Source organism: Roseobacter sp. HKCCD6576-2, from assembly GCF_013179285.1.
Lineage (GTDB): Bacteria > Pseudomonadota > Alphaproteobacteria > Rhodobacterales > Rhodobacteraceae > Rhodophyticola > Rhodophyticola oceani.
Map to the genome: position 1 here is coordinate 832797 of NZ_WVNW01000002.1, position 21093 is coordinate 853889.

25 protein-coding genes and 1 pseudogene are annotated in these 21093 nt (G+C 61.0%); 5 read left to right on the forward strand and 21 right to left on the reverse strand.

Going from position 1 to position 21093, the window contains the following annotated elements:
* Nucleotides 1-21: 21 nt before the first annotated feature.
* Nucleotides 22-564: a translation initiation factor IF-3 gene (infC, locus tag GTF44_RS11140; protein WP_145217043.1), complete on the forward strand. Its 543-nt coding sequence runs from the start codon at nt 22-24 to the stop codon at nt 562-564.
* 66 nt (nt 565-630) lie between these two features.
* Here the strand turns inward: infC and GTF44_RS11145 are convergent, their stop codons facing one another.
* Together GTF44_RS11145 and GTF44_RS11150 are read right to left on the reverse strand one after the other, a co-directional pair.
* Nucleotides 631-1182, reverse strand: coding sequence for a sugar O-acetyltransferase (locus tag GTF44_RS11145; RefSeq protein WP_171559198.1), 552 nt, complete (start codon nt 1180-1182; stop codon nt 631-633).
* Nucleotides 1183-1185: 3 nt separating this feature from the next.
* Complete coding sequence (locus GTF44_RS11150; RefSeq protein WP_171559196.1) at nt 1186-2097, reverse strand: LysR substrate-binding domain-containing protein; 912 nt, start codon at nt 2095-2097, stop codon at nt 1186-1188.
* A 71-nt stretch (nt 2098-2168) separates the two neighbouring features.
* On the opposite strand from GTF44_RS11150, the gene GTF44_RS11155 reads away from it, so the two are divergent.
* Nucleotides 2169-2342 (forward strand): hypothetical protein, encoded by a 174-nt coding sequence (locus tag GTF44_RS11155; protein WP_171558672.1) that lies wholly within the window; start codon nt 2169-2171, stop codon nt 2340-2342.
* A 51-nt stretch (nt 2343-2393) separates the two neighbouring features.
* On the opposite strand, the gene GTF44_RS11160 is transcribed toward GTF44_RS11155, so the two are convergent.
* The 3 genes from GTF44_RS11160 to GTF44_RS11170 all read right to left on the reverse strand — a co-directional run bounded on the left by GTF44_RS11160 (nt 2394) and on the right by GTF44_RS11170 (nt 6267).
* Nucleotides 2394-3182 carry a xanthine dehydrogenase family protein subunit M gene (locus GTF44_RS11160; RefSeq protein WP_171559193.1) on the reverse strand — a complete coding sequence of 263 codons (789 nt, stop codon included), beginning with the start codon at nt 3180-3182 and terminating at the stop codon, nt 2394-2396.
* A gap of 84 nt (nt 3183-3266) precedes the next feature.
* On the reverse strand, nt 3267-5630 hold the full coding sequence (locus GTF44_RS11165; protein ID WP_171559191.1) for a xanthine dehydrogenase family protein molybdopterin-binding subunit: 2364 nt from the start codon (nt 5628-5630) through the stop codon (nt 3267-3269).
* Nucleotides 5631-5781: 151 nt separating this feature from the next.
* Nucleotides 5782-6267, reverse strand: a complete 486-nt coding sequence (locus GTF44_RS11170) for a (2Fe-2S)-binding protein (RefSeq protein WP_145208311.1) — start codon at nt 6265-6267, stop codon at nt 5782-5784.
* 530 nt (nt 6268-6797) lie between these two features.
* Here GTF44_RS11170 and GTF44_RS11175 point away from each other — a divergent pair.
* Complete coding sequence (locus GTF44_RS11175; protein WP_301270760.1) at nt 6798-7457, forward strand: alpha/beta fold hydrolase; 660 nt, start codon at nt 6798-6800, stop codon at nt 7455-7457.
* Nucleotides 7458-7481: 24 nt separating this feature from the next.
* Here GTF44_RS11175 and GTF44_RS11180 read toward each other — a convergent pair whose 3' ends face one another.
* The 3 genes and pseudogenes from GTF44_RS11180 to GTF44_RS11190 all read right to left on the reverse strand — a co-directional run.
* The gene (locus GTF44_RS11180) at nt 7482-7676 is read right to left on the reverse strand and encodes a helix-turn-helix transcriptional regulator (protein WP_171559185.1); all 195 of its coding nucleotides are present in this window, start codon (nt 7674-7676) and stop codon (nt 7482-7484) included.
* The gene (locus GTF44_RS11185; RefSeq protein WP_171559182.1) at nt 7673-8092 is read right to left on the reverse strand and encodes a hypothetical protein; all 420 of its coding nucleotides are present in this window, start codon (nt 8090-8092) and stop codon (nt 7673-7675) included. Before GTF44_RS11185 ends, GTF44_RS11180 begins: the two co-directional genes overlap by 4 nt.
* Nucleotides 8093-8313: 221 nt before the next feature.
* Nucleotides 8314-8613, reverse strand: a pseudogene (locus GTF44_RS11190) (GFA family protein); the annotation flags it as partial.
* A 265-nt stretch (nt 8614-8878) separates the two neighbouring features.
* On the opposite strand from GTF44_RS11190, the gene GTF44_RS11195 reads away from it, so the two are divergent.
* Complete coding sequence (locus tag GTF44_RS11195) at nt 8879-9523, forward strand: protein-S-isoprenylcysteine O-methyltransferase (protein ID WP_171559176.1); 645 nt, start codon at nt 8879-8881, stop codon at nt 9521-9523.
* Nucleotides 9524-9610: 87 nt separating this feature from the next.
* On the opposite strand, the gene GTF44_RS11200 is transcribed toward GTF44_RS11195, so the two are convergent.
* The 4 genes from GTF44_RS11200 to GTF44_RS11215 form a co-directional block, all read right to left on the reverse strand.
* On the reverse strand, nt 9611-10618 hold the full coding sequence (locus tag GTF44_RS11200) for a molybdopterin-binding protein (RefSeq protein WP_171559174.1): 1008 nt from the start codon (nt 10616-10618) through the stop codon (nt 9611-9613).
* Complete coding sequence (locus GTF44_RS11205; RefSeq protein ID WP_171559171.1) at nt 10615-11586, reverse strand: XdhC family protein; 972 nt, start codon at nt 11584-11586, stop codon at nt 10615-10617. The genes GTF44_RS11200 and GTF44_RS11205 overlap by 4 nt, the downstream gene beginning before the upstream one ends.
* A 259-nt stretch (nt 11587-11845) precedes the next feature.
* Entirely contained in the window at nt 11846-13105 is a 1260-nt protein-coding gene (locus tag GTF44_RS11210; protein ID WP_171559168.1) for a VWA domain-containing protein, read from the reverse strand.
* A 176-nt stretch (nt 13106-13281) separates the two neighbouring features.
* Nucleotides 13282-14181 (reverse strand): MoxR family ATPase, encoded by a 900-nt coding sequence (locus GTF44_RS11215; RefSeq protein ID WP_171559166.1) that lies wholly within the window; start codon nt 14179-14181, stop codon nt 13282-13284.
* Nucleotides 14182-14405: 224 nt separating this feature from the next.
* Between GTF44_RS11215 and GTF44_RS11220 the strand changes: the two genes are divergently transcribed.
* Nucleotides 14406-15350, forward strand: coding sequence for a phosphoadenosine phosphosulfate reductase (locus GTF44_RS11220; RefSeq protein ID WP_171559163.1), 945 nt, complete (start codon nt 14406-14408; stop codon nt 15348-15350).
* Here the strand turns inward: GTF44_RS11220 and ureG are convergent.
* From ureG to GTF44_RS11265, 9 genes are all read right to left on the reverse strand, one after another.
* Nucleotides 15327-15938 carry an urease accessory protein UreG gene (ureG, locus tag GTF44_RS11225; protein WP_171559160.1) on the reverse strand — a complete coding sequence of 204 codons (612 nt, stop codon included), beginning with the start codon at nt 15936-15938 and terminating at the stop codon, nt 15327-15329. The genes GTF44_RS11220 and ureG overlap by 24 nt on opposite strands.
* Nucleotides 15935-16321, reverse strand: coding sequence for a carboxymuconolactone decarboxylase family protein (locus GTF44_RS11230; protein WP_171559157.1), 387 nt, complete (start codon nt 16319-16321; stop codon nt 15935-15937). The genes ureG and GTF44_RS11230 overlap by 4 nt, the downstream gene beginning before the upstream one ends.
* 20 nt (nt 16322-16341) lie before the next feature.
* Nucleotides 16342-16998: an urease accessory protein UreF gene (locus GTF44_RS11235; RefSeq protein WP_253261203.1), complete on the reverse strand. Its 657-nt coding sequence runs from the start codon at nt 16996-16998 to the stop codon at nt 16342-16344.
* On the reverse strand, nt 16970-17413 hold the full coding sequence (locus GTF44_RS11240; protein ID WP_253261202.1) for an urease accessory protein UreE: 444 nt from the start codon (nt 17411-17413) through the stop codon (nt 16970-16972). The genes GTF44_RS11235 and GTF44_RS11240 overlap by 29 nt, the downstream gene beginning before the upstream one ends.
* A gap of 17 nt (nt 17414-17430) precedes the next feature.
* Nucleotides 17431-17655 carry a hypothetical protein gene (locus GTF44_RS11245; protein WP_145208292.1) on the reverse strand — a complete coding sequence of 75 codons (225 nt, stop codon included), beginning with the start codon at nt 17653-17655 and terminating at the stop codon, nt 17431-17433.
* Between the two features lie 208 nt (nt 17656-17863).
* On the reverse strand, nt 17864-18088 hold the full coding sequence (locus GTF44_RS11250) for a DUF1127 domain-containing protein (RefSeq protein ID WP_171559152.1): 225 nt from the start codon (nt 18086-18088) through the stop codon (nt 17864-17866).
* A 220-nt stretch (nt 18089-18308) separates the two neighbouring features.
* A complete protein-coding gene (locus GTF44_RS11255) occupies nt 18309-18908 on the reverse strand; it encodes a hypothetical protein (protein ID WP_171559149.1) in 600 nt (199 codons plus the stop codon).
* A 128-nt stretch (nt 18909-19036) separates the two neighbouring features.
* Nucleotides 19037-20746 carry an urease subunit alpha gene (gene ureC, locus GTF44_RS11260; RefSeq protein WP_171559147.1) on the reverse strand — a complete coding sequence of 570 codons (1710 nt, stop codon included), beginning with the start codon at nt 20744-20746 and terminating at the stop codon, nt 19037-19039.
* A gap of 3 nt (nt 20747-20749) precedes the next feature.
* Nucleotides 20750-21052, reverse strand: coding sequence for a hypothetical protein (locus GTF44_RS11265; protein WP_171559144.1), 303 nt, complete (start codon nt 21050-21052; stop codon nt 20750-20752).
* Between the last annotated feature and the right edge of the window lie 41 nt (nt 21053-21093).

The following is a 21093-nucleotide window of genomic DNA, read 5'->3' on the forward strand; positions in this document are numbered from 1 at the left end:
GGCTACAGAAGGAAAAATCCAATAGCCCGCAGACCCCATAACGCGCCGCCTACGCGCGAAACCGGCCCCCGCGTCAATGACCGCATTCGGGCCACCGAAATACGCCTTATTGGCGCCGAAGGTGAAAATGTCGGCGTTGTATCGCCCGCGCGCGCCATGGAACTGGCCGATCAAGCCGGTTTGGACCTGGTTGAGATCTCGCCCAATGCCGATCCGCCAGTGTGTAAAATCATGGATTTCGGCAAGTTCAAATATGAACAGCAAAAGCGCGAATCCGAGGCGCGGAAGAAGCAGAAAATCATTGAGGTGAAAGAGGTGAAGTTCCGCCCCAACACCGATACCCATGATTACGAAGTGAAAATGCGCAACGTCACCCGGTTTTTGGAAAACGGCGACAAGGTGAAGGTCACCTTGCGGTTCCGGGGCCGTGAAATGGCGCACCAGAATCTTGGTCGGGAGCTCTTGGAGCGGGTGGCTGAGGATGTCGAGGGGTTGGGCAAGGTGGAAAACATGCCCAAGATGGAAGGCCGCCAGATGGTCATGATGATCGGGCCCGCCAAGTAATCCTTTGATGAGACGCTGAAAAAGAGGCGCGTGCGGGTCTGATCCCGCCGCGCCTTTTTTCTGGGGTTACCCGCGTGCCCGCGCCGGGTTGCCGACCACGGTCTGGCCCGCCGCGACGTCTCGCGTGACAACAGACCCGGCCCCAACAATCGCGCCATCGCCAATGGAAACGCCCGGCAGCAAGATCGCGCCGCCGCCAATCCAAACATCGGTACCAAGCGTCACCGACTTTGCAATTTCCCAACCCGCCGCGCGGCGTTCCGGATCATGATCATGCTCGGCGCAATAAATATGCACGCCCGGCCCCAACATTGACCCCGATCCAATTGTCACTGGTGCGGTGTCGAGAATCACACAGCCTGCGTTGAGGTAGACCTGATCGCCCAAGGAAATGTTCACGCCATAGGCGCAGTGAAACGGCGCCTCGAGCGTCACATCCGCCCCCACATCGGCAAACAACGCCCGCAGCATCGGTGCCATCGCTCCGCGCGCATCTGGATCCATCGTTGCATGTTGATGCACCGCGCGCCGCGCGGCCATTCGCATCTCTTCCAGCTCATCGTCGAGGCAGCGATACCACTTTCCCGCTGCCATTTTTTCCCGCTCGCTCAACGCCATAGCCTAACCATCCTCCTGCGCCCGCCATTCTCGAACCGAGGCGGCCATTTCGGCTTTCAACCACTCTGTGAACTGCGCAATCGCGCGCGCGCGGAGGCTCGATTGCCGCGTGATCACCCAGTAATGAACCCCCGTTGCCGGGCGCTCCGGGAACGGCGCCACCAACTGCCCCATACCGAGCGCCGGGCAAGCCAGCGTCTCCCACGCCAGGAAAACCCCCTGCCCCGCAATCGCCGCGTCGAGGCAGAGCGAGGCGTCGGCATAGGTCGGCCCCTCGCCTAGAATCTCCGGGCTGATCCCTTGCGCGCCCAGCCAGACATCCCAGCCAAACAATGCCTCGTTCTCGCGGATCACCGGAACCTTGGCCAAGTCCTCCGGGCGTTTGAGCTTGGCCGCAATCTCCGGGGTGCAGACTGGAAAGACCCGTTGATCCAAGAGCTTATCCGCCTTCACGCCAGGCCACCCGCCGCGCCCAACACGGATACACACATCCACATCCGCCTCGTCGGGATTGACCAGCGTCATATCCGGCTCAACCCGGACCCGAACATCAGGATGCAGCGCATGAAAACTGCTCAACCGCCAGACAAGCCAACGACTGGCAAAGATCGGCGCCACGGAGACCACCAGCCGATCCTCCTGACCGCGCCCGGCGAGGCGAATGGCGGTGGCAAGCTCGGCCATGCCCCGGCTCAGGTGCACCAAAACCTCCTCGCCCGCCGCAGTTGGCTGCATCCCCCCGGGCGTCCGGTGAAAAAGCGTCCGGCCAAGTGCTGTTTCGGTTTTCTTGACCTGCTGGCTAACGGCGCCGACGGAAACCCCAAGCTCTTCGGCGGCGGGTTGCAACCCTTTAAGGCGGCCAACCGCCTCGACCGCCCTGAGGCCAGAGAGATGGACGCGGTTCAGTTCAAGCATTTAGTTTTCCTAAAGATGACTTCGCGCATTCTCCATAACATGAGGCTGAAAGGAAGAGTATGTCTATAGCCATGTTACAGACACTCTCCCTCTCCTCCTTCCTGCGGCCCTGGCGCGTGTCGCGCGAACCGTCGCCGCGCTGCCGCTGGCGGCGGGATCCGCTGTCTCATCCTGACATCGCTCGGATGGACAAACGCGAGTTGGCCGACTTGCCGATCGATCCCTATTGGATTGATCCTGAATAAGAAAAGCCCCGCCGGGTTGGCGGGGCTTTCCATGGTTCCAAAACCGTCGATTTAAGCGGCAGCGACGGCTCGCCCGGTCATCACCTTGACCAGATGCGCCCGGTAATCGCTGGACCCGTGGAGGTCAGAAATCATACCCTCCCCGGAGAGGCTCAAACCCGCAATCGCATCGGCGGAGAAATTGGCCGAAAGGGCCGCCTCCGCCTCGGACCAGCGGAACACGCCATCTTCAGACGCACCGGTCACCGCCACGCGGACGCCAGAGGCATATTTCGCCACAAACACACCGACGAGGGCGAAGCGTGAGGCTGGCTGCACGAATTTCTGGTAATTCGCGGCCTCGGCCACCGGGAAACGGACCTCTGTGATGATTTCGCCGTCATGCAGGGCCGTGGTGAACATGCCCTCAAAGAAGTCATCCGCGGCGATCTCGCGGGTGTTGGTCTTGATTGTGGCCCCCGTCCCGAGCGCCGCCGCCGGATAGCAGGCGGAAGGGTCATTATTGGCGAGGCTCCCGCCAACGGTGCCGCGATTGCGCACCGCCGGGTCACCGATCCGGCTGGCCAATGCCGCCAGCGCCGGGAAATGCGCTGCCGCTTCGGCCTCGACCACCGCGTGCGGCGTCGCGCCGCCGACGCAGACCTCGCCCGCATCGCTCAGACACACGCCCTGCATCTCGGATATGCCCGTGAGGCTCACCAGAGTCGCGGGCGCGGCCAGCCGTTGTTTCATGGTTGGGATAAGCGTCTGCCCGCCCCCCAAAGCTTGCGCCTCTTCGCCCTGAAGCGCCGAGGCCGCCTCATCGATGCTGCTTGGGCGTGTGAAGTCAAAATTATACATCGTTTTCTCCTAGCGAAGCGATGACCACCGCTCCATTGTTCGAAATGGTAAATCTGGCCCACAGTCTTGCAGGCCAGACAAGCCCTAACCTTGCATCGCCTGCCAGACCCGCGAGGGGCTGAGCGGCATGTCGATATGGGTGACATCATGCCCGCCCCGTTGCAGTGCGTCGACCACCGCATTGACGACCGAGGGCGGCGAGCCAATCGCGCCCGCCTCGCCGCAGCCCTTTACCCCCAAGGGATTGTGGGTGCAGGGCGTCGCGCAGGAATGATCCACCTGATAGAACGGCACATCATCGGCCCGTGGCATGGTGTAATCCATGTAGGAAGCGTTCACCATTTGACCGTTTTCATCATAGACCGCCTGCTCCAACAGCGCCTGACCGATGCCTTGCGCCACGCCGCCATGGACCTGGCCCGAAACGATCATCGGGTTGATGATATTGCCGAAATCATCGGCCGCCGCGAAGGACACCACATCAACCTTGCCGGTCTCGGCATCGACTTCCACCTCGCAGGCATAGGCACCGGCGGGATAGGTGAAGTTGTTGGGGTCATAAAACGCCGTCTCTTCCAAGCCCGGCTCGATCTCTTCCAGCGGATAGTTATGCGGCACATAGGCGGCAAGGGTCACATCACCCCAAGCCACGGATTTATCCGTGCCCGCAACCGAGAACTGACCATCCTTCAGCTCGATATCGCCTTCGGAAGCCTCCATCAAATGGGCCGCGATCTTCTTGGCCTTATTGATGATCTTTTCAGTCGCCCGCACCATGGCCGAGCCGCCGACCGCGATGGAGCGGGACCCATAGGTGCCCATGCCCATCGGCGTATTGGCCGTGTCGCCATGGACCACTTCGACCATGCCTTCATCGATCCCAATCATATCGGCGACAACTTGGGCGAAGGAGGTTTCATGCCCCTGGCCGTGGCTATGGCTGCCGGTCATCACCACCAGACCGCCGGTTGCATTCACCCGCACCGTGGCGCTTTCATAAAGCCCGGCGCGCGCACCAAGCTGCCCCACCAGGGCCGACGGCGCGATACCGCAGGCTTCGATATAGCAATTCACCCCAAGGCCCCGGAGCTTGCCCTTGGCGGCGCTTTCGGCGCGCCGCGCCTCGAACCCGTCACGGTCGATCATCTCCAGAAGCTTATCCAAGGTGGCGTTGTAATCGCCCGTGTCATACTCGACCGCCACCGGCGTGGCATAGGGGAACTCGGTCACGAAATTCTGCCGACGGAGCGCGATCGGATCGACCCCAAGCTCGCGCGCCGCTTTGTCGATCACGCGTTCCAGTTGGAAGGTCGCTTCGGGCCGCCCGGCGCCGCGATAGGCATCGACCGGCACTGTGTTGGTGAACACCGCCTTCACATTCACATAGATCAGCGGCGTCTTGTAATTGCCCGCCATCAACGTGCCATGGAGCCAGGTCGGTACCGAGGGCGCGAAGGTCGAGAGATAAGCCCCCATATTGGCATATGTCTCGGTCCGGACCGCAGTGAAGTTGTTGTCGCCATCGAGCGCTAGCTCGATCTTGGTGACGTGATCGCGGCCATGTGCGTCCGAGATGAACGCCTCGGACCGCGAGCAGGTCCATTTCACCGGGCGTTTGATCGCCTTGGCGGCAAAGGTGCAAAACGCCTCTTCGGCATAGTGGAAAATCTTCGAGCCAAAGCCGCCGCCGACATCGGGCGCCACCACGCGGAGCTTATGCTCCGGAATACCGAGTACGAACGCGCCCATCAGAAGCCGGATCACATGCGGGTTCTGCGACGTGGTGTAGAGCGTCGATTCATCGGTGCCCGGCGCGTAATCGCCAACCGCCACGCGCGGTTCCATCGCATTGGGCGCCAGCCGCTGATTGACCAGTTCCAGCGTGGTCACATGGGCCGCCGCCTCAAACGCCGCATCCGTCGCCGCCTTGTTCTCTTCAACGAAGCCCCAATCATAACAAAGGTTGTTGTCCAATTCGTCATGGACCTTGGGCGCGCCATCGTTCAGCGCCGCCTTCATGTCGATCACGGCGGGCAACTCGTCGATATCCATCTCGATCGCTTCGGCCGCCGTTCGGGCTTGCGCCGCACTCTCGGCGACAACGGCGGCAATCGGATCGCCCACATGGCGCACCTTGCCCTGGGCCAAGATTGGATGGGCCGGCTCCTGCATCGGCTGCCCATGTTTGTCGGTCACCTGCCAGCCGCAGGGCATTCCGCCGACGCCTTCGAAATCGGCACCGGTGAAGACCCGGATCACGCCCGGCATGTTCTGGGCCACGGAGGTGTCGACCTTTTTGATCTTCCCATGGGCCAAATCCGAGCGCAGGAAATGCACATAGGCCTGACCATGAAGATTGATGTCATCGGTATAGCGCCCCTGCCCGGTCAGAAACCGCACATCCTCGCGCCGTTTGGAACTTGCGCCTATGCCACTGTCTTTCGGCATGGTCGTCCTCCCTTATGCTGTCTGCCTCCGGCACCGCCACCATAGGGGGCCTGGAGGGATATTCTTGCGGGGCGCGTGGGTGCACTGGCCCCGTCCTCTTTCGGCTCGTCGGTCGGTCCACCGCGCCCTCCTCCGGCGCGACGTGTCCACCTCACTCCGCCGCGATGGCCGAAACGTCTTGCCCCGAGGCCGCCATGATCGCTTTCACGATGTTGTGGTAGCCGGTGCAGCGGCAGATATTGCCCTCGAGATACTCGCGGATCTCCGCCTCGGTCGGCGTCGGGTTGTCTTTCAACAAGGCCGCCGCCGACATCACCATGCCCGGCGTACAGAACCCGCATTGCAACCCGTGATGGTCCTGGAATGCCTGCTGGATCGTGCCAAGCGAGCCATCGGGGTTCGCCATGCCTTCGATTGTCGTAACCTCTGCACCATCCACTTCAGCGGCGAAAACGGCGCAGCTTTTCACCGCCTTGCCATCCACATGCACCACGCAAGCCCCGCATTGACTGGTGTCGCAGCCCACATGGGTGCCGGTCATGCCTTGGCCTTCGCGCAGAAACTCAACGAGCAGTGTTCGTCCTTCTACGTCGCCGGAAACGGCCGCGCCGTTTACCGTCATCGTGACCTGGGTCATCCAATTCCTCCCTTGGTTATCGACCTATCCAAGCATGGAATCCTCGAAACGCAAAAGAGAATTTCTGTGCATTTCCCGACAGTACCGTCACGACTTGCCGAAGGGGGCGCACCACCCGTCGAGACCGGCACCTGTGGTAACCATATCTTGTGGCGATTTGCGGCAAACCGAGTGCTCGTGGGTGGACCAGACAAAGGGCATCGCACCCCAAATGGAAAGCGCTGTGCCAGGAGGCAAATGGAGGTTAGCCAAGCGAGACCTTTGAGACATTTGTCTTGATCGACGCATGGTCCGCTTCAAGAGCCGCTTCACCTGCGCCGGGTATCTATTCAGGACCGCCTCTGTATTTGCCTCTCGACCAACGGGCCACAACGTTTGGATGCAGCTCAAGACTGTTTTGAAAATCCGACGGCGACGCCCCACTTGTTTGATAGATAGAAGAGAGTTCTGCATTGAAAAACCGGACACTAAAGACTGGGGAACAGACCGTCGCCTATCGAAGCGGGGGAACCGGTCAGTGTACGGTAGTTTTGCTGTCAGGGCTCGGAGATGGCATGAAGACTTGGGATTATATTGCTTCATGTCTCGAACCACATGTCCGTACGTTCAGCTATGACCGGCCTGGCTACGGTGGCAGTTCTCATGTTCCAAATTGCAAGGCGGGCCGTGACGGTCAGTTTGTCGCAAACCATCTCAAGGCATGCCTAGACGGAGCAGATATTCAACCTCCCTACATCTTGGTTGGCCACTCGATAGGAGGTTTGTATGCTTTGGCCTTCGTCAATGCATATCCAGAGCTGGTTTCGGGCCTTGTGCTGATAGATAGCCGTATGCCAGCATTCTCTTCAGCATGTCTGCGTGCCGGACTCTCTCCAGAGCCAAACTGGTTCGTCAGACTGTTGCTTCCTCGCCAGATGAAGGCGGAAGTGAGAGGAGCGCCAGCAGCGGAACGACAAGCGGCGCGGCCGGAAAACCTTCGCGGCCTGCCAGTGACCGCCATCGTCGCATCAAGATGTGACAGAGGCTTTGGTCAAGTGATGTTCGAGATTTTTAAGCAGATACAGATAGACTTCATCGGCCAAGTGGAACTGGGGCGAACCGTGATTGCAGAAGCGAGCGGTCACTATGTTCATCACGACGAACCTTCACTGGTGATTGAAGAGATCCTGCAGATGGCTCGCAGTCTTTAGAGCGCCCCCCTTTTGTGCGAACTGTCAGCCCTCTTCTTCAAAAACGTCTTCGATCTTTCTTTTAAAGAGCCGCGCGATACGAAAGGCCAAAGGCAAGGAGGGATCATATTTCCCGTTTTCGATCGCATTGACCGAGTTTCTGGAAACGCCCAGTTTTTTCGCGAGGTCGGCTTGGGTCCACCTTCGCTCCGCACGCAGCACTCGAATGCTGTTCTTCATCGTTTTGATGCCCACCAGACTGTCAAACCGACACAGAACGAGATGCACAAAACTACGGTGGTATAAACCACACCCAATCCGAACCCAGTGGCGGCAGGGCTCAGATCAAGTCCCTCCGAAGTTGCGATGCGGGTGATTGCGTTTTGCACGACAGGCACTGCACTCATCAGTAGGATAGATGCTATCGAAATCGGCACACCAATACCGCTGGCGAATGCCAGCGCGTATCGCGCACTTGCTGCTTCCACTTCATCTGATCCGAAGAAGACAGAAGCAAAACACCACGCTGACCACGAGAAACAGAGAAACACAAAGACGACCAGCGCGATGAAGGGAGGGTCAAATAGCACTAAACCCGTGGTACCTAGAAAAATGACAAACAGTGCCGCAGCTTGGGTTCTCTCAGAAAGGGGCATGAGAAGTATCCTTTTCATAAAGTAAAGCCCACTTGTCATGATTCGATGAAGAAGTAAATGTGACGTTGTTCTCTGCGCGATCCATTGAGACGGGCCGAGATCGGCCTAAGCCCAACGCCGGGCCGAATTGGGCGCGCTGGTCTTTAAGTCTCCATCAGGTCACGCAGATACATCTTCGTATCGAGGAACAGAGGCAGCCGCGCTTCGCGACGGATCACCTAGCTTTCATAACTCTGAGTCAGCTGATTGGGCACGTCAACCGCACCGAGGTGCCGTTCGTTCTCATCCCCGCTGCGCGCAAAGACAGATGATCCGCAGGTCGCACAAAAGAACCGCCTGGCATCTTCCTTTGGCTCTCTCCCAACCGTCACGGCCGCGTCTGGGCAAATCGCCGCTGCATAAAACAACGCGCCGTGATTCTTGCGGCCCTCCAGACAGTGGAAAAGACCCACCCGGTCGGGGCGGCCCATCGACAGAAAGCGCACCGCGCCGCAATTGCACCCACCGCTAAACTGCGCCAAGGCCACTCTCGCTTCACCGGACGTCGCATCGGGTGGTTATGCCAAGGCTCGTGTTGACGTCCACAACCTGCATGACAGTCGCACCTCACAGTACTGTAAGAGCGCGCCAGGGGATGTGTTGCTGAGAGGATTTGGAGACGTAACCTGCCCAGGCGGCCATTGTCCCCGTCAATTTAGTTGAGAATGACTCGCAATTAGGCTATTCTCGCGCATCAGCCAGACAGTGTTCCCGCCAGCAAACCCCAAAGCACGTGTGAGGAAGACGATGATCGGCAAATTCATCCCCTATACGATATTGGCAGTTGTCACTGGCGCCGCCCTATGGCGCGACGCGCCCTACGCGACCCTTCTGCTCGTCATGCTGATGATGGCTTGGTACACAATCCGCATGATGCTCACCAGCGACGCGCCCCCCAACGTCAGGGAAGAGCGCGACGCGAAACGCGAGCGATTGCTCACGACTGCGGTGGGTGTCGGCATGATCTTTGTCCCGCTCATCGCACTGGGCACGCCAGTGTTTGATTCTGCTGCCTATTCCCCTCTCCCCGGCCAATTCTTGTTGGGCGGTCTGTTGGGCCTCGCAGGTCTTTACGTGTTCTGGCGCTCCCATGCCGACCTCGGCCAGCTCTGGTCAGCCCATCTAGAACTGCGAGAGGGCCACACTCTTGTGACGAGCGGTATCTACAGCCGCATGCGTCATCCAATGTACACTGCGATCTTCCTGATTGTGACCGCCCAAGCGCTGTTGTTGACCAATTGGTTCGCTGGCCCTGCGGGGCTTGTGATCTTCACGCTTCTGTACGCGCTCCGCATCGGGCCGGAAGAGCGGATGCTGGCCGATCAGTTTGGTCCGGAATGGGAGGCTTACGCCCGCCGCACGCCCCGCCTTCTCCCCCGACTCCGTGCGTGACGGCCTCGCCGGTTCGAGCCGTCCGGCCTCCCCGCCCCATCCGCATATCACACACTCGACCGCTGCGACCGACAAGATGATTGAGCCCTATTTCGGGCGTTTCTCTCGCGGTTGTGGCCGAGACGGGATCTCCTTCAGCAGGCCGCCGACCCCCATCGCCGCGATATCAGCGCTGGTGACCTCCAAGCCGCAGGCGACCCGCTCCAGCACCCAATCCGCACCGTTCAGCGCGGGCGACCGGGCACATCCCGGCAAACCGATGACCGGCTGGTCGCCCAAATCCCCCAAGAACAGCAGATTGCCCGGGTCCACCGGCATCCCGAACCGAGTCAACACGCCCCCCGCCGCAATCAGCCCCGCAGGGGCCACATCCGCGGGGTCAGACGTGGCAGAGGCCGTGAGGATCAGCGCCATATCGGCGCCGGACTCGCCCAATGCCGCCGCGATGGCGGCGGTGTCATGGCCCACGATCTCGATCCGCTTCAAATCAATCCCAAGCGCCTGCAACCGCCCGGCGACGGCGCGAACGCCCTTGTCCTCGGGGCTGGCCGGCGCGCCAGGCACCTGGGTCACAATCAAATCCGCGCTTTGCCGCCGCACCCGTTCGCGCCACAGCGCGCCGCGCGCGACGGCTACCGCCCGGTCGAGCGCGGCTTTCGGCACCGCGTAAGAGATGATCTTCACCGTGCCGACCATCATCTTTTCGGTGACCCGTTGATGCTCCGGCACAGTGGCCAGCGTGATCATCGGGTCGACCGCGTTCAGCGCCGCAATCGCTTCGGCGTCCATCCCCACCACACCCGGCCCGCTGGCCCTGATATTCACCCGGCCGGTGAACGGCGTCTCAACGATGAGCCCTGCTGCCGCCGGATCAGGAACCAGCGCCGCGGCAAGCGCTCCGGCGGCGGTGTCTTCATCGACATCGCCAGGTTCCAGTTGCGCGACAATCACCTCCGCCCGACCGGCCTCTTTCAGCGCCGCGAGATCGGCACCGGTCAACACCCGCCCCTTGCGGAGCCGCCCGCCGGGCAGCGCCAGGGAATGCGCCAAAACCGCCCCCTCCGCTTGCTCCACTGGCATCGGTCCGAACTTCATCCCTGACGTAGCCTCTGAGTGATTTCCGCCATAATCGCCACCGCGATCTCCGCCGGGTTTTGCGCCCCAATATCGAGCCCAACCGGCGCATGAATCCGCGCGAGGACATCCTCGGCAATCCCCGCCTCCGTCAGCCGCGCGACCCGTTTACCATGGGTCCGGGTCGAACCAAGGCAGCCAAGATAGAAGGCGTCCGAAGCCAAAGCAGCTTGTATCGCCGGATCATCCAGCTTCGGATCATGGGTCAGCGTCACCACCGCCGTGCGCGCGTCCAGGCCCAGCTCAGACAGCGCCTCATCCGGCCAGGTCTCCAAAATCCGCTCGCCCGGAAACCGGGCTTCGGCTGCGAAAGCCGGGCGCGGATCGACCAAGACCGGATCATAGCCCGCCATCCGCGCCATCGGCAAAATCGCCTGCGCGATATGCACCGCGCCGACGACAACCATACGAAGCGGCGGGTTGTGGATCCCGATATAGCGATACCCGTCCAGCCCCGAGCGATCGGCGCGGACCCGATCCACCACCTCCGGATCACCCGCCGCAACCAACTGACGCGTCCCCGCCTTCACATCGACAATATAAGCCACCGGCTGACGCGCCGCGCGGGCATCGACCAAAGCCTCCAACATCTCCACCGGCAGGACCCGTCCCACCGGCTCCACCAAAACCTTGATCGTGCCACCGCAGGCAAGCCCTACAGCAAAGGCCTCATCATCACTGACCCCAAATTCGAGAAGCTGCGCATCTCCCGCCTCCAGCGCCTCCATGGCCTCGACCACTACGGCGCCTTCAACACAGCCCCCCGAAACGGAGCCCTCCATCTCCCCTTCTGACGACACCACCAACTGGCTGCCCGCCCGACGCGGCGCACTGCCCCAGGTTTCGACCACAGTCGCCAAAACCGCGCCTTTGCCCGCTCGATGCCACTCCAGCGCCAATTCCGGCATTCGCTCTCCGCTTTCGGCCATCGCTACCTCCCACATCGCGTTTCGCTTCGGAGCCGCCCTCGCATGTGACAGTCAGGACGAAAACCAGACGCGGCTGCAAGGAAAATCGCCGAGGGGCCCCAGAATGGGGAGACGGCTATTTTGCTTGCAGGCGGGGCTGGGCTTTTGTCAGGACAGCCTCATGCGCGGGCAGGCCCGTAAGCGATATTCGCTTTGGTGGGCCCCGAAGCGCCCCGCAAACAAAAACAATGCGCCGCAAGGCGCTCAATTTCACAACAGATCACGCCGCCAGCCAGCGCATCAACCGCGCCTTCTCTCCCAGATCATCGGAGCGCGATAAAGCCTCCGCCAACCCCTCCAATACCGCGATATTGTGACCTGCCCGGAACACATCTACATGCGGCAGCATAGCCCGGATACCGGCGGCTTTCGGCGCAAACCCCTCCCACCGCAACAGCGGGTTCAACCAGATCACCCGCCGGGCCGACAGGTGCAACCGCTCCATCTCACGCGCCAAGGCATCGGCATCATCCCGGTCGAGCCCATCGGTAATCAACAGCACCACCGCCCCCTGCCCCAGAACCCGCCGCGACCAATCACGATTAAATGTATGCAGGCACGCGCCAATCCGCGTGCCGCCTTCCCAATCCTGCGCCTCCGCGCCAGCCGCCGCCAGCGCCGCATCCACGTCGCGGGCGGCCAAATGGCGGGTGATATTGGTCAGACGCGTGCCGAAGGTAAACGCATGCACCTTGGCCCATCCCGCCCCTTTCTGGTTCGCCACCGCATGAAGGAAATGCAACGCCGCGCGGGAGTAAGACGACATCGACCCGGAGATATCGCAAAGACAAACCAGATTGGGCCAGCGGATGCGTCGCGCCTTCATCTCGAATCCGGTGATCTCCCCGCCTTGGCGCATCGCGGCCCGCATGGTCCGGCGCCAATCCGGCAACGCCCCGTGGCGTGCGGCCATCGTGCGGCGGCTTTTCAAGGGCCGGATCGGCAGGCTCAGGCGGGCCAGCATCCGTTTCGCCTCCGCCATCTCAGCATTGGACATCTGCTCGAAATCCAGGCTCCGCAAGCGCTCCTCGGCGGACATGGTCAGCGAGGCATCCACCTCAATCTCGGTGCCTTGGTCCTCGCCATCGCCCATCTCCGGCAGATCGCGCGCCACCCCATCGAGCAGCGCTTCCGCGGCGCGCTTCTCCGCCGGTTTCACCGCCCGCTCTTCCGCCACACCCCGGATCGCAGGCAGCATCATCGACATCATATGCTCCAGATACTTCGGGTCGCGCCAATAGAGCCGGAAGATCTGCGTAAAGGCCGCGCGATGTTCGGGCCGCGAGGTGAAACAGGCCTGGAGCGTATAGAAGAAATCGGCACGCTCGGTGAACCCCGCCGCCTCGACCGCCCGGATCGCCTCCACCACCCGGCCCGGCCCCGCTGGCAACCCCGCGGCGCGCAGCGCCCGGGCGAAATGGGTGATGTTATGGGTCAGCTTTGGGGCATCCGGCAGTTCGAGCGCATGATGTTCAACCATGGAGACCCTCCGGCAGGTCCGGCCTGCCGCGCTCACTGATAACGATATGATCCATCCAATCGCGAATTGGATCGCTCCTCATTTCGTCAGCGCGCCGACCTGGTGTCGCGCCGATCAATTTGACGCCTGGTCGTGGGGCATTGTTGCAGTCCAGGACAGGGGCCGCATGCTTTCAACTACGCCGCCTGCGTTTCCGCTTTCACTTCATCCAGAATCCGTTTCGCCTCAGAACCCTGCAGTTTCTGGATATCATCCTGATATTTCAAAACCGCCCCCAAAGTATCGGCAATGACTTCAGGGCTCAGGTCGATCACATCCAGCGCCAGCAAGCACTTGGCCCAATCAATCGTCTCGGCCACGCCGGGACGCTTGAACAGATCCTCGGTGCGAAGCTTTTGCACGAACCCCACAACCTCGCGGCTCAACGCATCCGCCGCTTCGGGCACGCGGGCCGCGATGATTTCCATCTCGCGCGCAAAATCCGGGTAGTCGACCCAATGATAGAGGCAGCGCCGTTTCAGCGCGTCATGCACCTCTCGGGTGCGGTTCGAGGTCAAAATCACGATCGGCGGCTCCGGCGCTTTGATTGTGCCAAGCTCTGGAATCGTCACCTGGAAATCGGATAGCGCTTCCAGAAGGAACGCCTCGAACGGCTCATCCGTCCGATCCAACTCGTCGATCAACAAGACCGGCGCGCCCGCGGCGTCGGGGCGCATCGCCTCAAGCAAGGGCCGCTCGATCAGATAATCGGCAGAGAACAGCGCCTCCTGCAGCACGTCTTTGTCAGCCCTGCCTGCGGCCTCGGCCGCGCGGATCGCCACCATCTGCGCGGCGAAATTCCACTCATAGACTGCACTGGACGCATCCAGGCCCTCATAACACTGCAATCGGATCAGGCGACGACCAAGCGTGGCCGCTATGGCTTTGGCGATTTCGGTTTTGCCAGTGCCGGCCTCCCCCTCCAAAAACAAGGGTCGCCCCAGCTTCAGCGCCAAAAACACAACGGTGGCGAGCGCGCGGCCACAGACATAGTTCTCTGCCGCCAAGGCGCGTTGCACCTCATCGATGGATTGCATGGCCTGTCCTCCTCCCGCGCCATCAAGGCGTCCGCGAGAGAAGGCGTCAAGCCCCGGCCTCGGTTCGCGAAACAATCTATCCACAACCTTTGTGCCTTTAACCCTTCGACTCGCGTTAAGAATTTGGTAACTCTTTCTCGTCGAATTGCCACGCCTCGCGCCCAGCTTCGCCATAGTTGGCCGAGACAACACGTCCGAATACCGAGAAGATGTAAGAAGAGCTAATGAGTGCCAACCCTGCCCCCCAGCCACACCATACCTCCCGTCAAGCTTGGCTTGCCCATCTGACCGAAATCGGTCGGGGCCACGGTTTCTTTGAGCGGATTGGCAGCCGACATTCGGCGCTGTTCGTCCAAGAAGGCAGCACGCTTTTGGTCAGTTTCGACGAGGCCGGGCGCGTCTATAACCATACATCGGATGGCCTGCCCTTGGGCTTCGACGCGGTGCAGCGGCGGGAATGGTCACTTCTGAATATCATGGCCTCGGGCCAAAGCTGGTTTCGCGATGCGGATCTCTATCAGTTTTTCGACCGGCTGGTGGACGAGGATTTCTTCGAAAACTTTGATCGCGTGATTTTTCTGGGCTGCGGCCCGATGTGCGGCTATGCGGCCTGCGCGTATTCGGTCACGGCACCCGGTGCACGGGTCCTGGCGCTTAGCCCTGCGGCCACGCTTGACCGTGAAGACGCGCCGTTTGAGCCGCGCTTTCGCACAGCGCGGCGGCTAAACTTCACCGACCGCTATGGCTATGCCCCCTATATGCTGGAGGGCGCGGCCCAGGCCACGGTTCTTTACGATCCCTATGAACCACTCGCCGCCGCCCATGCCGCGCTCTATCGTGGAAGCAATGTGCAACGCATTCCGATGCGGTGGGTCGGGTCCGATCTACAAACCTTCTTGCAGAGCGATGGCGCGCTTGATCGTGTGTTGCAAGCCAAGTCTCGCGGAAAACTCACCCCCCTGCGTTTTTCACAGATCACGCGAAACACGCGCCGCCGAAATGCAGCATATCTTGTCAAGCTGATCGGTTTGGCACTGGGTCGTGGTCACCCCGAACTCGCCCGAACAGTGGCAAGGTTCGGCGCAAGAGAAACCAAAGACCCGCGCTTCACCGATTATTTGGCGAAGCTCGACGGGCAGAAGCCGTCAGAGCCCGCCCTCCCGGGTTAGAAACCGCACGATTTCGTCGACGCCAACGCCGTTCCGAAGCTCTGCCATCACAAATGGCAGATCAGCGCGCGCGGTTTTGGCATCGCTCTCAAGTAGGTCCACATCCACCCCCACATGGGGCGCAAGATCGGTTTTGTTGATGATCAGCAAATCCGACCGCGTCAGGCCCGGGCCTTTCTTGCGCGGAATGTCTTGGCCCGCCGCCGTGTCGATCACATAGAGCGTCAAGTCGGCCAACTCGGGGCTGAAGGTCGCTGCCAGATTGTCGCCGCCCGACTCGATGAAAATCAAATCCAGATCGGGCAGTTTGGCGCGAAACTCGGCCACCGCAGCCAGATTAATCGAGGCATCTTCACGGATCGCCGTATGCGGGCACCCGCCGGTTTCGACCCCTTTGATCCGGTTAGCGGGCAAGACTTGGGCGCGCAGCAGATACTCCGCATCCTCGGCGGTGTAGATGTCATTGGTGATCACCGCGACCGAGTGATCCGCCGCCATCGCGCGGCAAAGCTGTTCGGTCAGTGTGGTCTTGCCCGCGCCCACCGGGCCGCCGATGCCAACCCGCAAGGGCCCATTTGGATTGCTCATGCCTCATCCTCTTCTTCTGCTGAAAACACCTCAAGTGCAGCGTTCAACCCGTTGATTGCGCTTGGAAACCCGCCATAGAGCGCCATCTGCCAGATGACCTCGGCGATCTCCTCCTGGCTCAGCCCCGCCTTGCGACCCCCGGCAATGTTCACCTTGAGTTGCGGCGCGGTTTGGCCGCCCAAAGCGGTCAACGCCGCAATCGTCGCCAGATAGCGCTCCCTGAGCGGCAATCCGGGTCGGGCGTATTGACGCCCATAGGCAAAATCGACCACGCCCTCCGCCATACCCGGCAGCAGATGGCCATACCGCGCCTCAAGCGCGGCTTCCATGCCAGGGTTCAGGTTTTCGGATAAGGCGCGCCCCACCTCAGTTGTGTCAGGCATTATTCTCGGTCCTTCTAACCTTAGCTGCGAAACAATCGCACTTCTTGCGTTTCATGGGCCATCGCCGCCACGTCGCTGGCGAACGCCGCGCCGCCGAGATCGTCCGAACCGGCCTTCGCAGCCGCCGCCGCGACGGATTGAACCGTCTTATGCAGGCCCGCCAGCACATTCTGCCCCTCTGTCTGGCCAAGCGGGATAAATCGCACCCCGACCGAAACCAGATTGGCGGCGAAACTCTGCAAAAATAGCGCGGCCACGGTGTGCGCCGCCAAATCAAGCCCGCGCGCGGCCTGCCCGAGCACGACAGGATAGGCCGCATCGTCCAGCTCATACCCTATCGGTCGCAAGGTCTCCGCGAACGCCATGCCTTGGGCGCGGGTCTCCTCCCACCGCTCGGCAGACCCGGCCAGCGCCTCCGCCATTTCCGCCAGGGTTTCGACAGGCATGTCGCCCTTGAGCGTTAAGCAGAGCAGGATCGCATCATTGCGCCCGGCCCCGGCGGCCAAAACGGTTGTGATCCAGTCGCCCAGGGTCTCCGCATCCCGCACATCGCCGCGTGCGATCGCCGTCTCAAGCCCATGCGAATAGGCATAGGCGCTGATTGGAAACCCGGGCGACAGCCATTGGCTGAGCTTGAGAAGTCCGCCGTCAGTGGGCATGCGAGTGGGTTCGACCATGGCCGTAGGCCCCGCCTTCGGGCGTGAAGGGTGCCATGATCGGCGTGGCCGTCGCGCCTAGACGCGCCAGCATCTCGGCCAGCACATCATCGGCGCGGATCAGCAGATGATCGGGCAGGATCTGGCAGGGCGTATGGCGGTTGCCGATATGCCAGGCGAGCCGGGTCAGATCGCCAGTGATCTTGAGAAGTGGCTCCGGCGCGGCGCGGATTTCGATCAATTGGCCGAGATTGGTCTCCAGCGCGTCCCCTTCGTTCAGCGATACCGTCTCGGCCAAATCCACCATCAGATCCGCACCCGAAGCCATCACCACACGCTTGCGCCGCAAAAACCGCGCCTGATAGTCGAGCACCAACTGATCGGCGGGCGATCCTTGCCAGGTTCCGGCTTTGCGATGGATATGGGCGGCTGTCATCGTCGAAATCATCCTGTCTAAAGGCAAAAAAGATCGCGGAACACGATACGCGGGATGTCGTCTCGCGCAATCCCCATTGCCGCCAGGGCCGGATCTGGCAGCCGATCCAATCGCGCGGCATGGGCCAACCTATCTTGCGTCAGGTCTTTTGCCGCAAGCCCTTGGCCCAGCGTGCAAAAATAAACATCGAATTGGGCGCGCAGCCCAGGGGAGCAATTGATATTCGCGGCATGTATCGTCATGTTCGGGACCCTCATTCTGCTCGGTTTGGGCCCTCCCTTCACACGCAGACTAGCAAAAGCCCCGCGCGAGCGCCGCCGTTTTCTCGCAATCGCGGCATTATTTGCTGCACTGCGGCAGATTTGCGCTCTTGGATCGGCGATATCTGACTGATCAACAAAAAAAGACGGCCCGCCAAGGCCGCCTCGTCTCAAAAACCCGTCCGTCGGATCAGACGTAATACGCATCCCGAAAGACGTGATGTGCAATCTCTTCGCGCTTCAGCCCGCGTTTCGCCAATTCGGCGTCGCTCATCGCATTGAGCGCCTGCGCTTCGCGCACCCGGCTGTTGCTGTCCATGATCGCGCCCAGAAAGTGGCCGAGTGCGGTGAACGGCAGCAAGATCAGGTCGGCGAAACCAACGCCGGATTTCAGATTTGTTGTGCTCGTGGCCATGTGGAAACTCCTATGGTGATACCAAGTGTTCCCTCCCTTGGCCCAAAGCTAGGCACCACCGGTGAGCTGGGCAATTGCCAATTCTGCAAACCCGGAATGCACGGACCGGTTAGATCGAAACCATGATCAACCGCCGCCGCCTGAAGGCCGAGACCGTTCGGGGGCAGTCTGAGGTTCTCCCCAGTGTTGGGGGGAGCTTTGGCATCTCGATGGTTACGGTTTACTTGCGCTCGATGTATCCGCTGCCGCTTCCGAAATTCGAATTCGGGTTCGCGCAATCCGCCGCGTCCGTTCCCCAAGCGCAGAGATTCAGGCCGTTTGGCTCATCACAATCGCCGTCATTCGTGAACGGGCAAGGGTTGAGTAGGCTGTTATTGCTCCCACTACTGGAACAATCCGCCGTATCCGTACCCGCGGCACATAGGCCGGTGCCAATACCCGGCTCGTCACATTCCCCGTCGAACGCCCAATTGCAGGAGTTCGCATCGCTGGCCGCCCCGACACCAGAGCAATCTGCCGTATCCGTGCCAGCAGCACATAACCCCGTGCCAATACCCGGCTCGTCACACTCCCCGTCAAAGGCCCATTGGCAAGAGTTCGGACCACTGGCCGTCCCGCCACCGCAATCCGCCGTATCCGTCCCCACACCACAAAGGCCAGTTCCGATACCAGGCTCGTCGCATTCACCGTCAAAGGCCCATGGGCAACTGTTATCGGCCAAAGCTGGCGCAGCCATGAATAGCCCAGTTGCAAGACAAACAGCCGGCAAGGCACGCAAAAGAACCACACAGATACGGAAGGTCGGAATGAAAGCCGTCATATGATCGTGTCTCCTCAGAAAGCTCCGGCGGGGCACGACCGCCACAACAAATATATGCTGAGCGCAATAGTTGTGACTTGCAATCAAAAATCACCGCCTCGTGGGCGGATCACGAGAGGCGCGTGGCGTCAGTACATAAAATACCGCTGTGCCATCGGCAGTTCTTTGGCTGGATCGCAGGTGAGCAGCTCACCATTTGCACGCACCTCATAGGTCTCGGGATGCACATCGACTTCGGGCGTCGCAGCATTGTGAACCATATCTTTCTTGCCAATGCCGCGCGTGTTTTCCACGGCCAGCGTGGTTTTCCGCAGGCCAAGCGGGCCGCCGATGCCGCGGCTCTGCGCCGCCTCCGACACGAAGGTTACGGCCGACTGTTCCACCGAACGACCGAACGCGCCGAACATCGGACGCGAATAGACCGGCTGCGGCGTCGGGATCGAGGCATTGGAGTCGCCCATCTGCGCCATGGCGATGGTCCCGCCGATCAGCGACATCTCGGGTTTCACGCCGAAAAACGCCGGGTTCCACAGCACCAGATCGGCGCGTTTGCCGGGTTCCACACTGCCGATATGTGTCGATATCCCATGCGCGATGGCAGGGTTGATCGTGTATTTCGCCACATAGCGTTTGACCCGCGCATTGTCATTGTTGCCCGTTTCCTCAGGCAGCGCGCCGCGTTGTTTCTTCATTTTGTCGGCGGTTTGCCAGGTGCGGATGATCACTTCGCCAACCCGGCCCATCGCCTGGCTATCGGATGCGATGATGCTGAACGCGCCCATATCGTGCAGGATGTCCTCGGCTGCGATGGTCTCCTTACGGATACGGCTTTCGGCAAAGGCCACATCCTCGGGGATCGCTTTGTCGAGATGGTGGCAGACCATGAGCATATCGAGATGCTCTTCCAGCGTGTTCACCGTGTAGGGCATGGTCGGGTTGGTGGAACTCGGCAGCACATGGTCAAACCCCACCACCTTCATGATATCCGGCGCGTGCCCGCCGCCCGCGCCCTCGGTGTGGAAGGCATGGATCGTGCGGCCCTTCATGGCAGCGAGTGTGTTCTCGACAAAGCCGCTCTCGTTCAGCGTGTCGGTGTGGATCATCACTTGGACGTCCATCTCATCGGCGACGGAGAGGCAGCAATCGATGGCGCCCGGCGTCGTGCCCCAATCCTCATGCAGTTTCATCGCGCAGGCCCCAGCCTCCACCATTTCAACCAGCGCTTCGGGCTGGCTGGCATTGCCCTTGGCGCTCAGTCCGAAATTCATCGGAAACGCATCAAGCGCCTGCAACATCCGCCCGATATGCCAGGACCCCGGCGTGCAGGTGGTGGCCAGCGTGCCATGGGCCGGGCCGGTGCCGCCACCGAGCATGGTGGTGATGCCGGAATGCAGCGCATCTTCGATCTGCTGCGGGCAGATGAAGTGAATATGCGCGTCGAAGCCGCCTGCGGTCAGAATCCGCCCCTCGCCTGCGATGGCCTCGGTGCCAGGGCCGATGATGATATCGACGCCGGGCTGTGTGTCCGGGTTGCCTGCCTTGCCGATGGCGTGAATCAACCCGTCTTTCAGGCCGACATCGGCCTTGTAGATGCCGGAGTGGTCCACGATCAGCGCATTGGTGATGACGGTGTCGACCGCGCCGCCCGCCCGCGTGACCTGGCTCTGCCCCATCCCGTCACGGATCACCTTGCCACCGCCGAATTTGACCTCCTCGCCATAGGTGGTGAGGTCGCGTTCTACCTCAATGATGAGGTCGGTGTCGGCGAGGCGCACCCGGTCGCCCGTGGTGGGGCCGTACATATCGGCATAGGTGGTGCGGGGGATTTGGGTTGGCATGGATTATCCTTTGTTTCTTGCCGCCGTCCATGCGGCTTCGAACTGCTGCTTTGGGATGTCAATCACCGCATGCTGCAATTCGTCCAGTTCATCCAGTGGCGGTACAGGTTGATCAGGAAATCTCGCGCCACCCGTTTCATCGGGACTATCTGCCCAGGTCAGTCGACCATCTTCATAGACTTCCACTACCCGAAGCACCCAGTCATCGCGGACTTCATAGAAGAATATCGAGGGGTCGTCCGAACATGAGTGTATCCAATACACTTTGTGAAAATGCAGACCGGGAAATGCGAGAGCTTCGGTCATGGGAGACACCTGAGCGCCATCGACGGGCTGCCATGCGTCGA

What these genes read in the sequence shown, in the direction of transcription:
- GTF44_RS11160 (WP_171559193.1), bottom strand. Translation starts at nt 3,182, where the DNA reads ATGTATAATTTTGACTTCACACGCCCAAGCAGCATCGATGAGGCGGCC.
- GTF44_RS11210 (WP_171559168.1), bottom strand. Translation starts at nt 13,105, where the DNA reads ATGGTTGAACATCATGCGCTCGAACTGCCGGATGCCCCAAAGCTGACC.
- GTF44_RS11240 (WP_253261202.1), bottom strand. Translation starts at nt 17,413, where the DNA reads ATGACAGCCGCCCATATCCATCGCAAAGCCGGAACCTGGCAAGGATCG.
- GTF44_RS11235 (WP_253261203.1), bottom strand. Translation starts at nt 16,998, where the DNA reads ATGGTCGAACCCACTCGCATGCCCACTGACGGCGGACTTCTCAAGCTC.
- GTF44_RS11145 (WP_171559198.1), bottom strand. Translation starts at nt 1,182, where the DNA reads ATGGCGTTGAGCGAGCGGGAAAAAATGGCAGCGGGAAAGTGGTATCGC.
- GTF44_RS11215 (WP_171559166.1), bottom strand. Translation starts at nt 14,181, where the DNA reads ATGCAATCCATCGATGAGGTGCAACGCGCCTTGGCGGCAGAGAACTAT.
- GTF44_RS11200 (WP_171559174.1), bottom strand. Translation starts at nt 10,618, where the DNA reads ATGAAGTTCGGACCGATGCCAGTGGAGCAAGCGGAGGGGGCGGTTTTG.
- GTF44_RS11205 (WP_171559171.1), bottom strand. Translation starts at nt 11,586, where the DNA reads ATGGCCGAAAGCGGAGAGCGAATGCCGGAATTGGCGCTGGAGTGGCAT.
- GTF44_RS11150 (WP_171559196.1), bottom strand. Translation starts at nt 2,097, where the DNA reads ATGCTTGAACTGAACCGCGTCCATCTCTCTGGCCTCAGGGCGGTCGAG.
- GTF44_RS11165 (WP_171559191.1), bottom strand. Translation starts at nt 5,630, where the DNA reads ATGCCGAAAGACAGTGGCATAGGCGCAAGTTCCAAACGGCGCGAGGAT.
- GTF44_RS11180 (WP_171559185.1), bottom strand. Translation starts at nt 7,676, where the DNA reads ATGAAGAACAGCATTCGAGTGCTGCGTGCGGAGCGAAGGTGGACCCAA.
- GTF44_RS11245 (WP_145208292.1), bottom strand. Translation starts at nt 17,655, where the DNA reads ATGACGATACATGCCGCGAATATCAATTGCTCCCCTGGGCTGCGCGCC.
- ureG (WP_171559160.1), bottom strand. Translation starts at nt 15,938, where the DNA reads ATGAGCAATCCAAATGGGCCCTTGCGGGTTGGCATCGGCGGCCCGGTG.
- GTF44_RS11195 (WP_171559176.1), top strand. Translation starts at nt 8,879, where the DNA reads ATGATCGGCAAATTCATCCCCTATACGATATTGGCAGTTGTCACTGGC.
- GTF44_RS11155 (WP_171558672.1), top strand. Translation starts at nt 2,169, where the DNA reads ATGTTACAGACACTCTCCCTCTCCTCCTTCCTGCGGCCCTGGCGCGTG.
- GTF44_RS11185 (WP_171559182.1), bottom strand. Translation starts at nt 8,092, where the DNA reads ATGCCCCTTTCTGAGAGAACCCAAGCTGCGGCACTGTTTGTCATTTTT.
- GTF44_RS11255 (WP_171559149.1), bottom strand. Translation starts at nt 18,908, where the DNA reads ATGACGGCTTTCATTCCGACCTTCCGTATCTGTGTGGTTCTTTTGCGT.
- GTF44_RS11250 (WP_171559152.1), bottom strand. Translation starts at nt 18,088, where the DNA reads ATGGCCACGAGCACAACAAATCTGAAATCCGGCGTTGGTTTCGCCGAC.
- ureC (WP_171559147.1), bottom strand. Translation starts at nt 20,746, where the DNA reads ATGCCAACCCAAATCCCCCGCACCACCTATGCCGATATGTACGGCCCC.
- GTF44_RS11230 (WP_171559157.1), bottom strand. Translation starts at nt 16,321, where the DNA reads ATGCCTGACACAACTGAGGTGGGGCGCGCCTTATCCGAAAACCTGAAC.
- GTF44_RS11170 (WP_145208311.1), bottom strand. Translation starts at nt 6,267, where the DNA reads ATGACCCAGGTCACGATGACGGTAAACGGCGCGGCCGTTTCCGGCGAC.
- GTF44_RS11265 (WP_171559144.1), bottom strand. Translation starts at nt 21,052, where the DNA reads ATGACCGAAGCTCTCGCATTTCCCGGTCTGCATTTTCACAAAGTGTAT.
- GTF44_RS11220 (WP_171559163.1), top strand. Translation starts at nt 14,406, where the DNA reads ATGAGTGCCAACCCTGCCCCCCAGCCACACCATACCTCCCGTCAAGCT.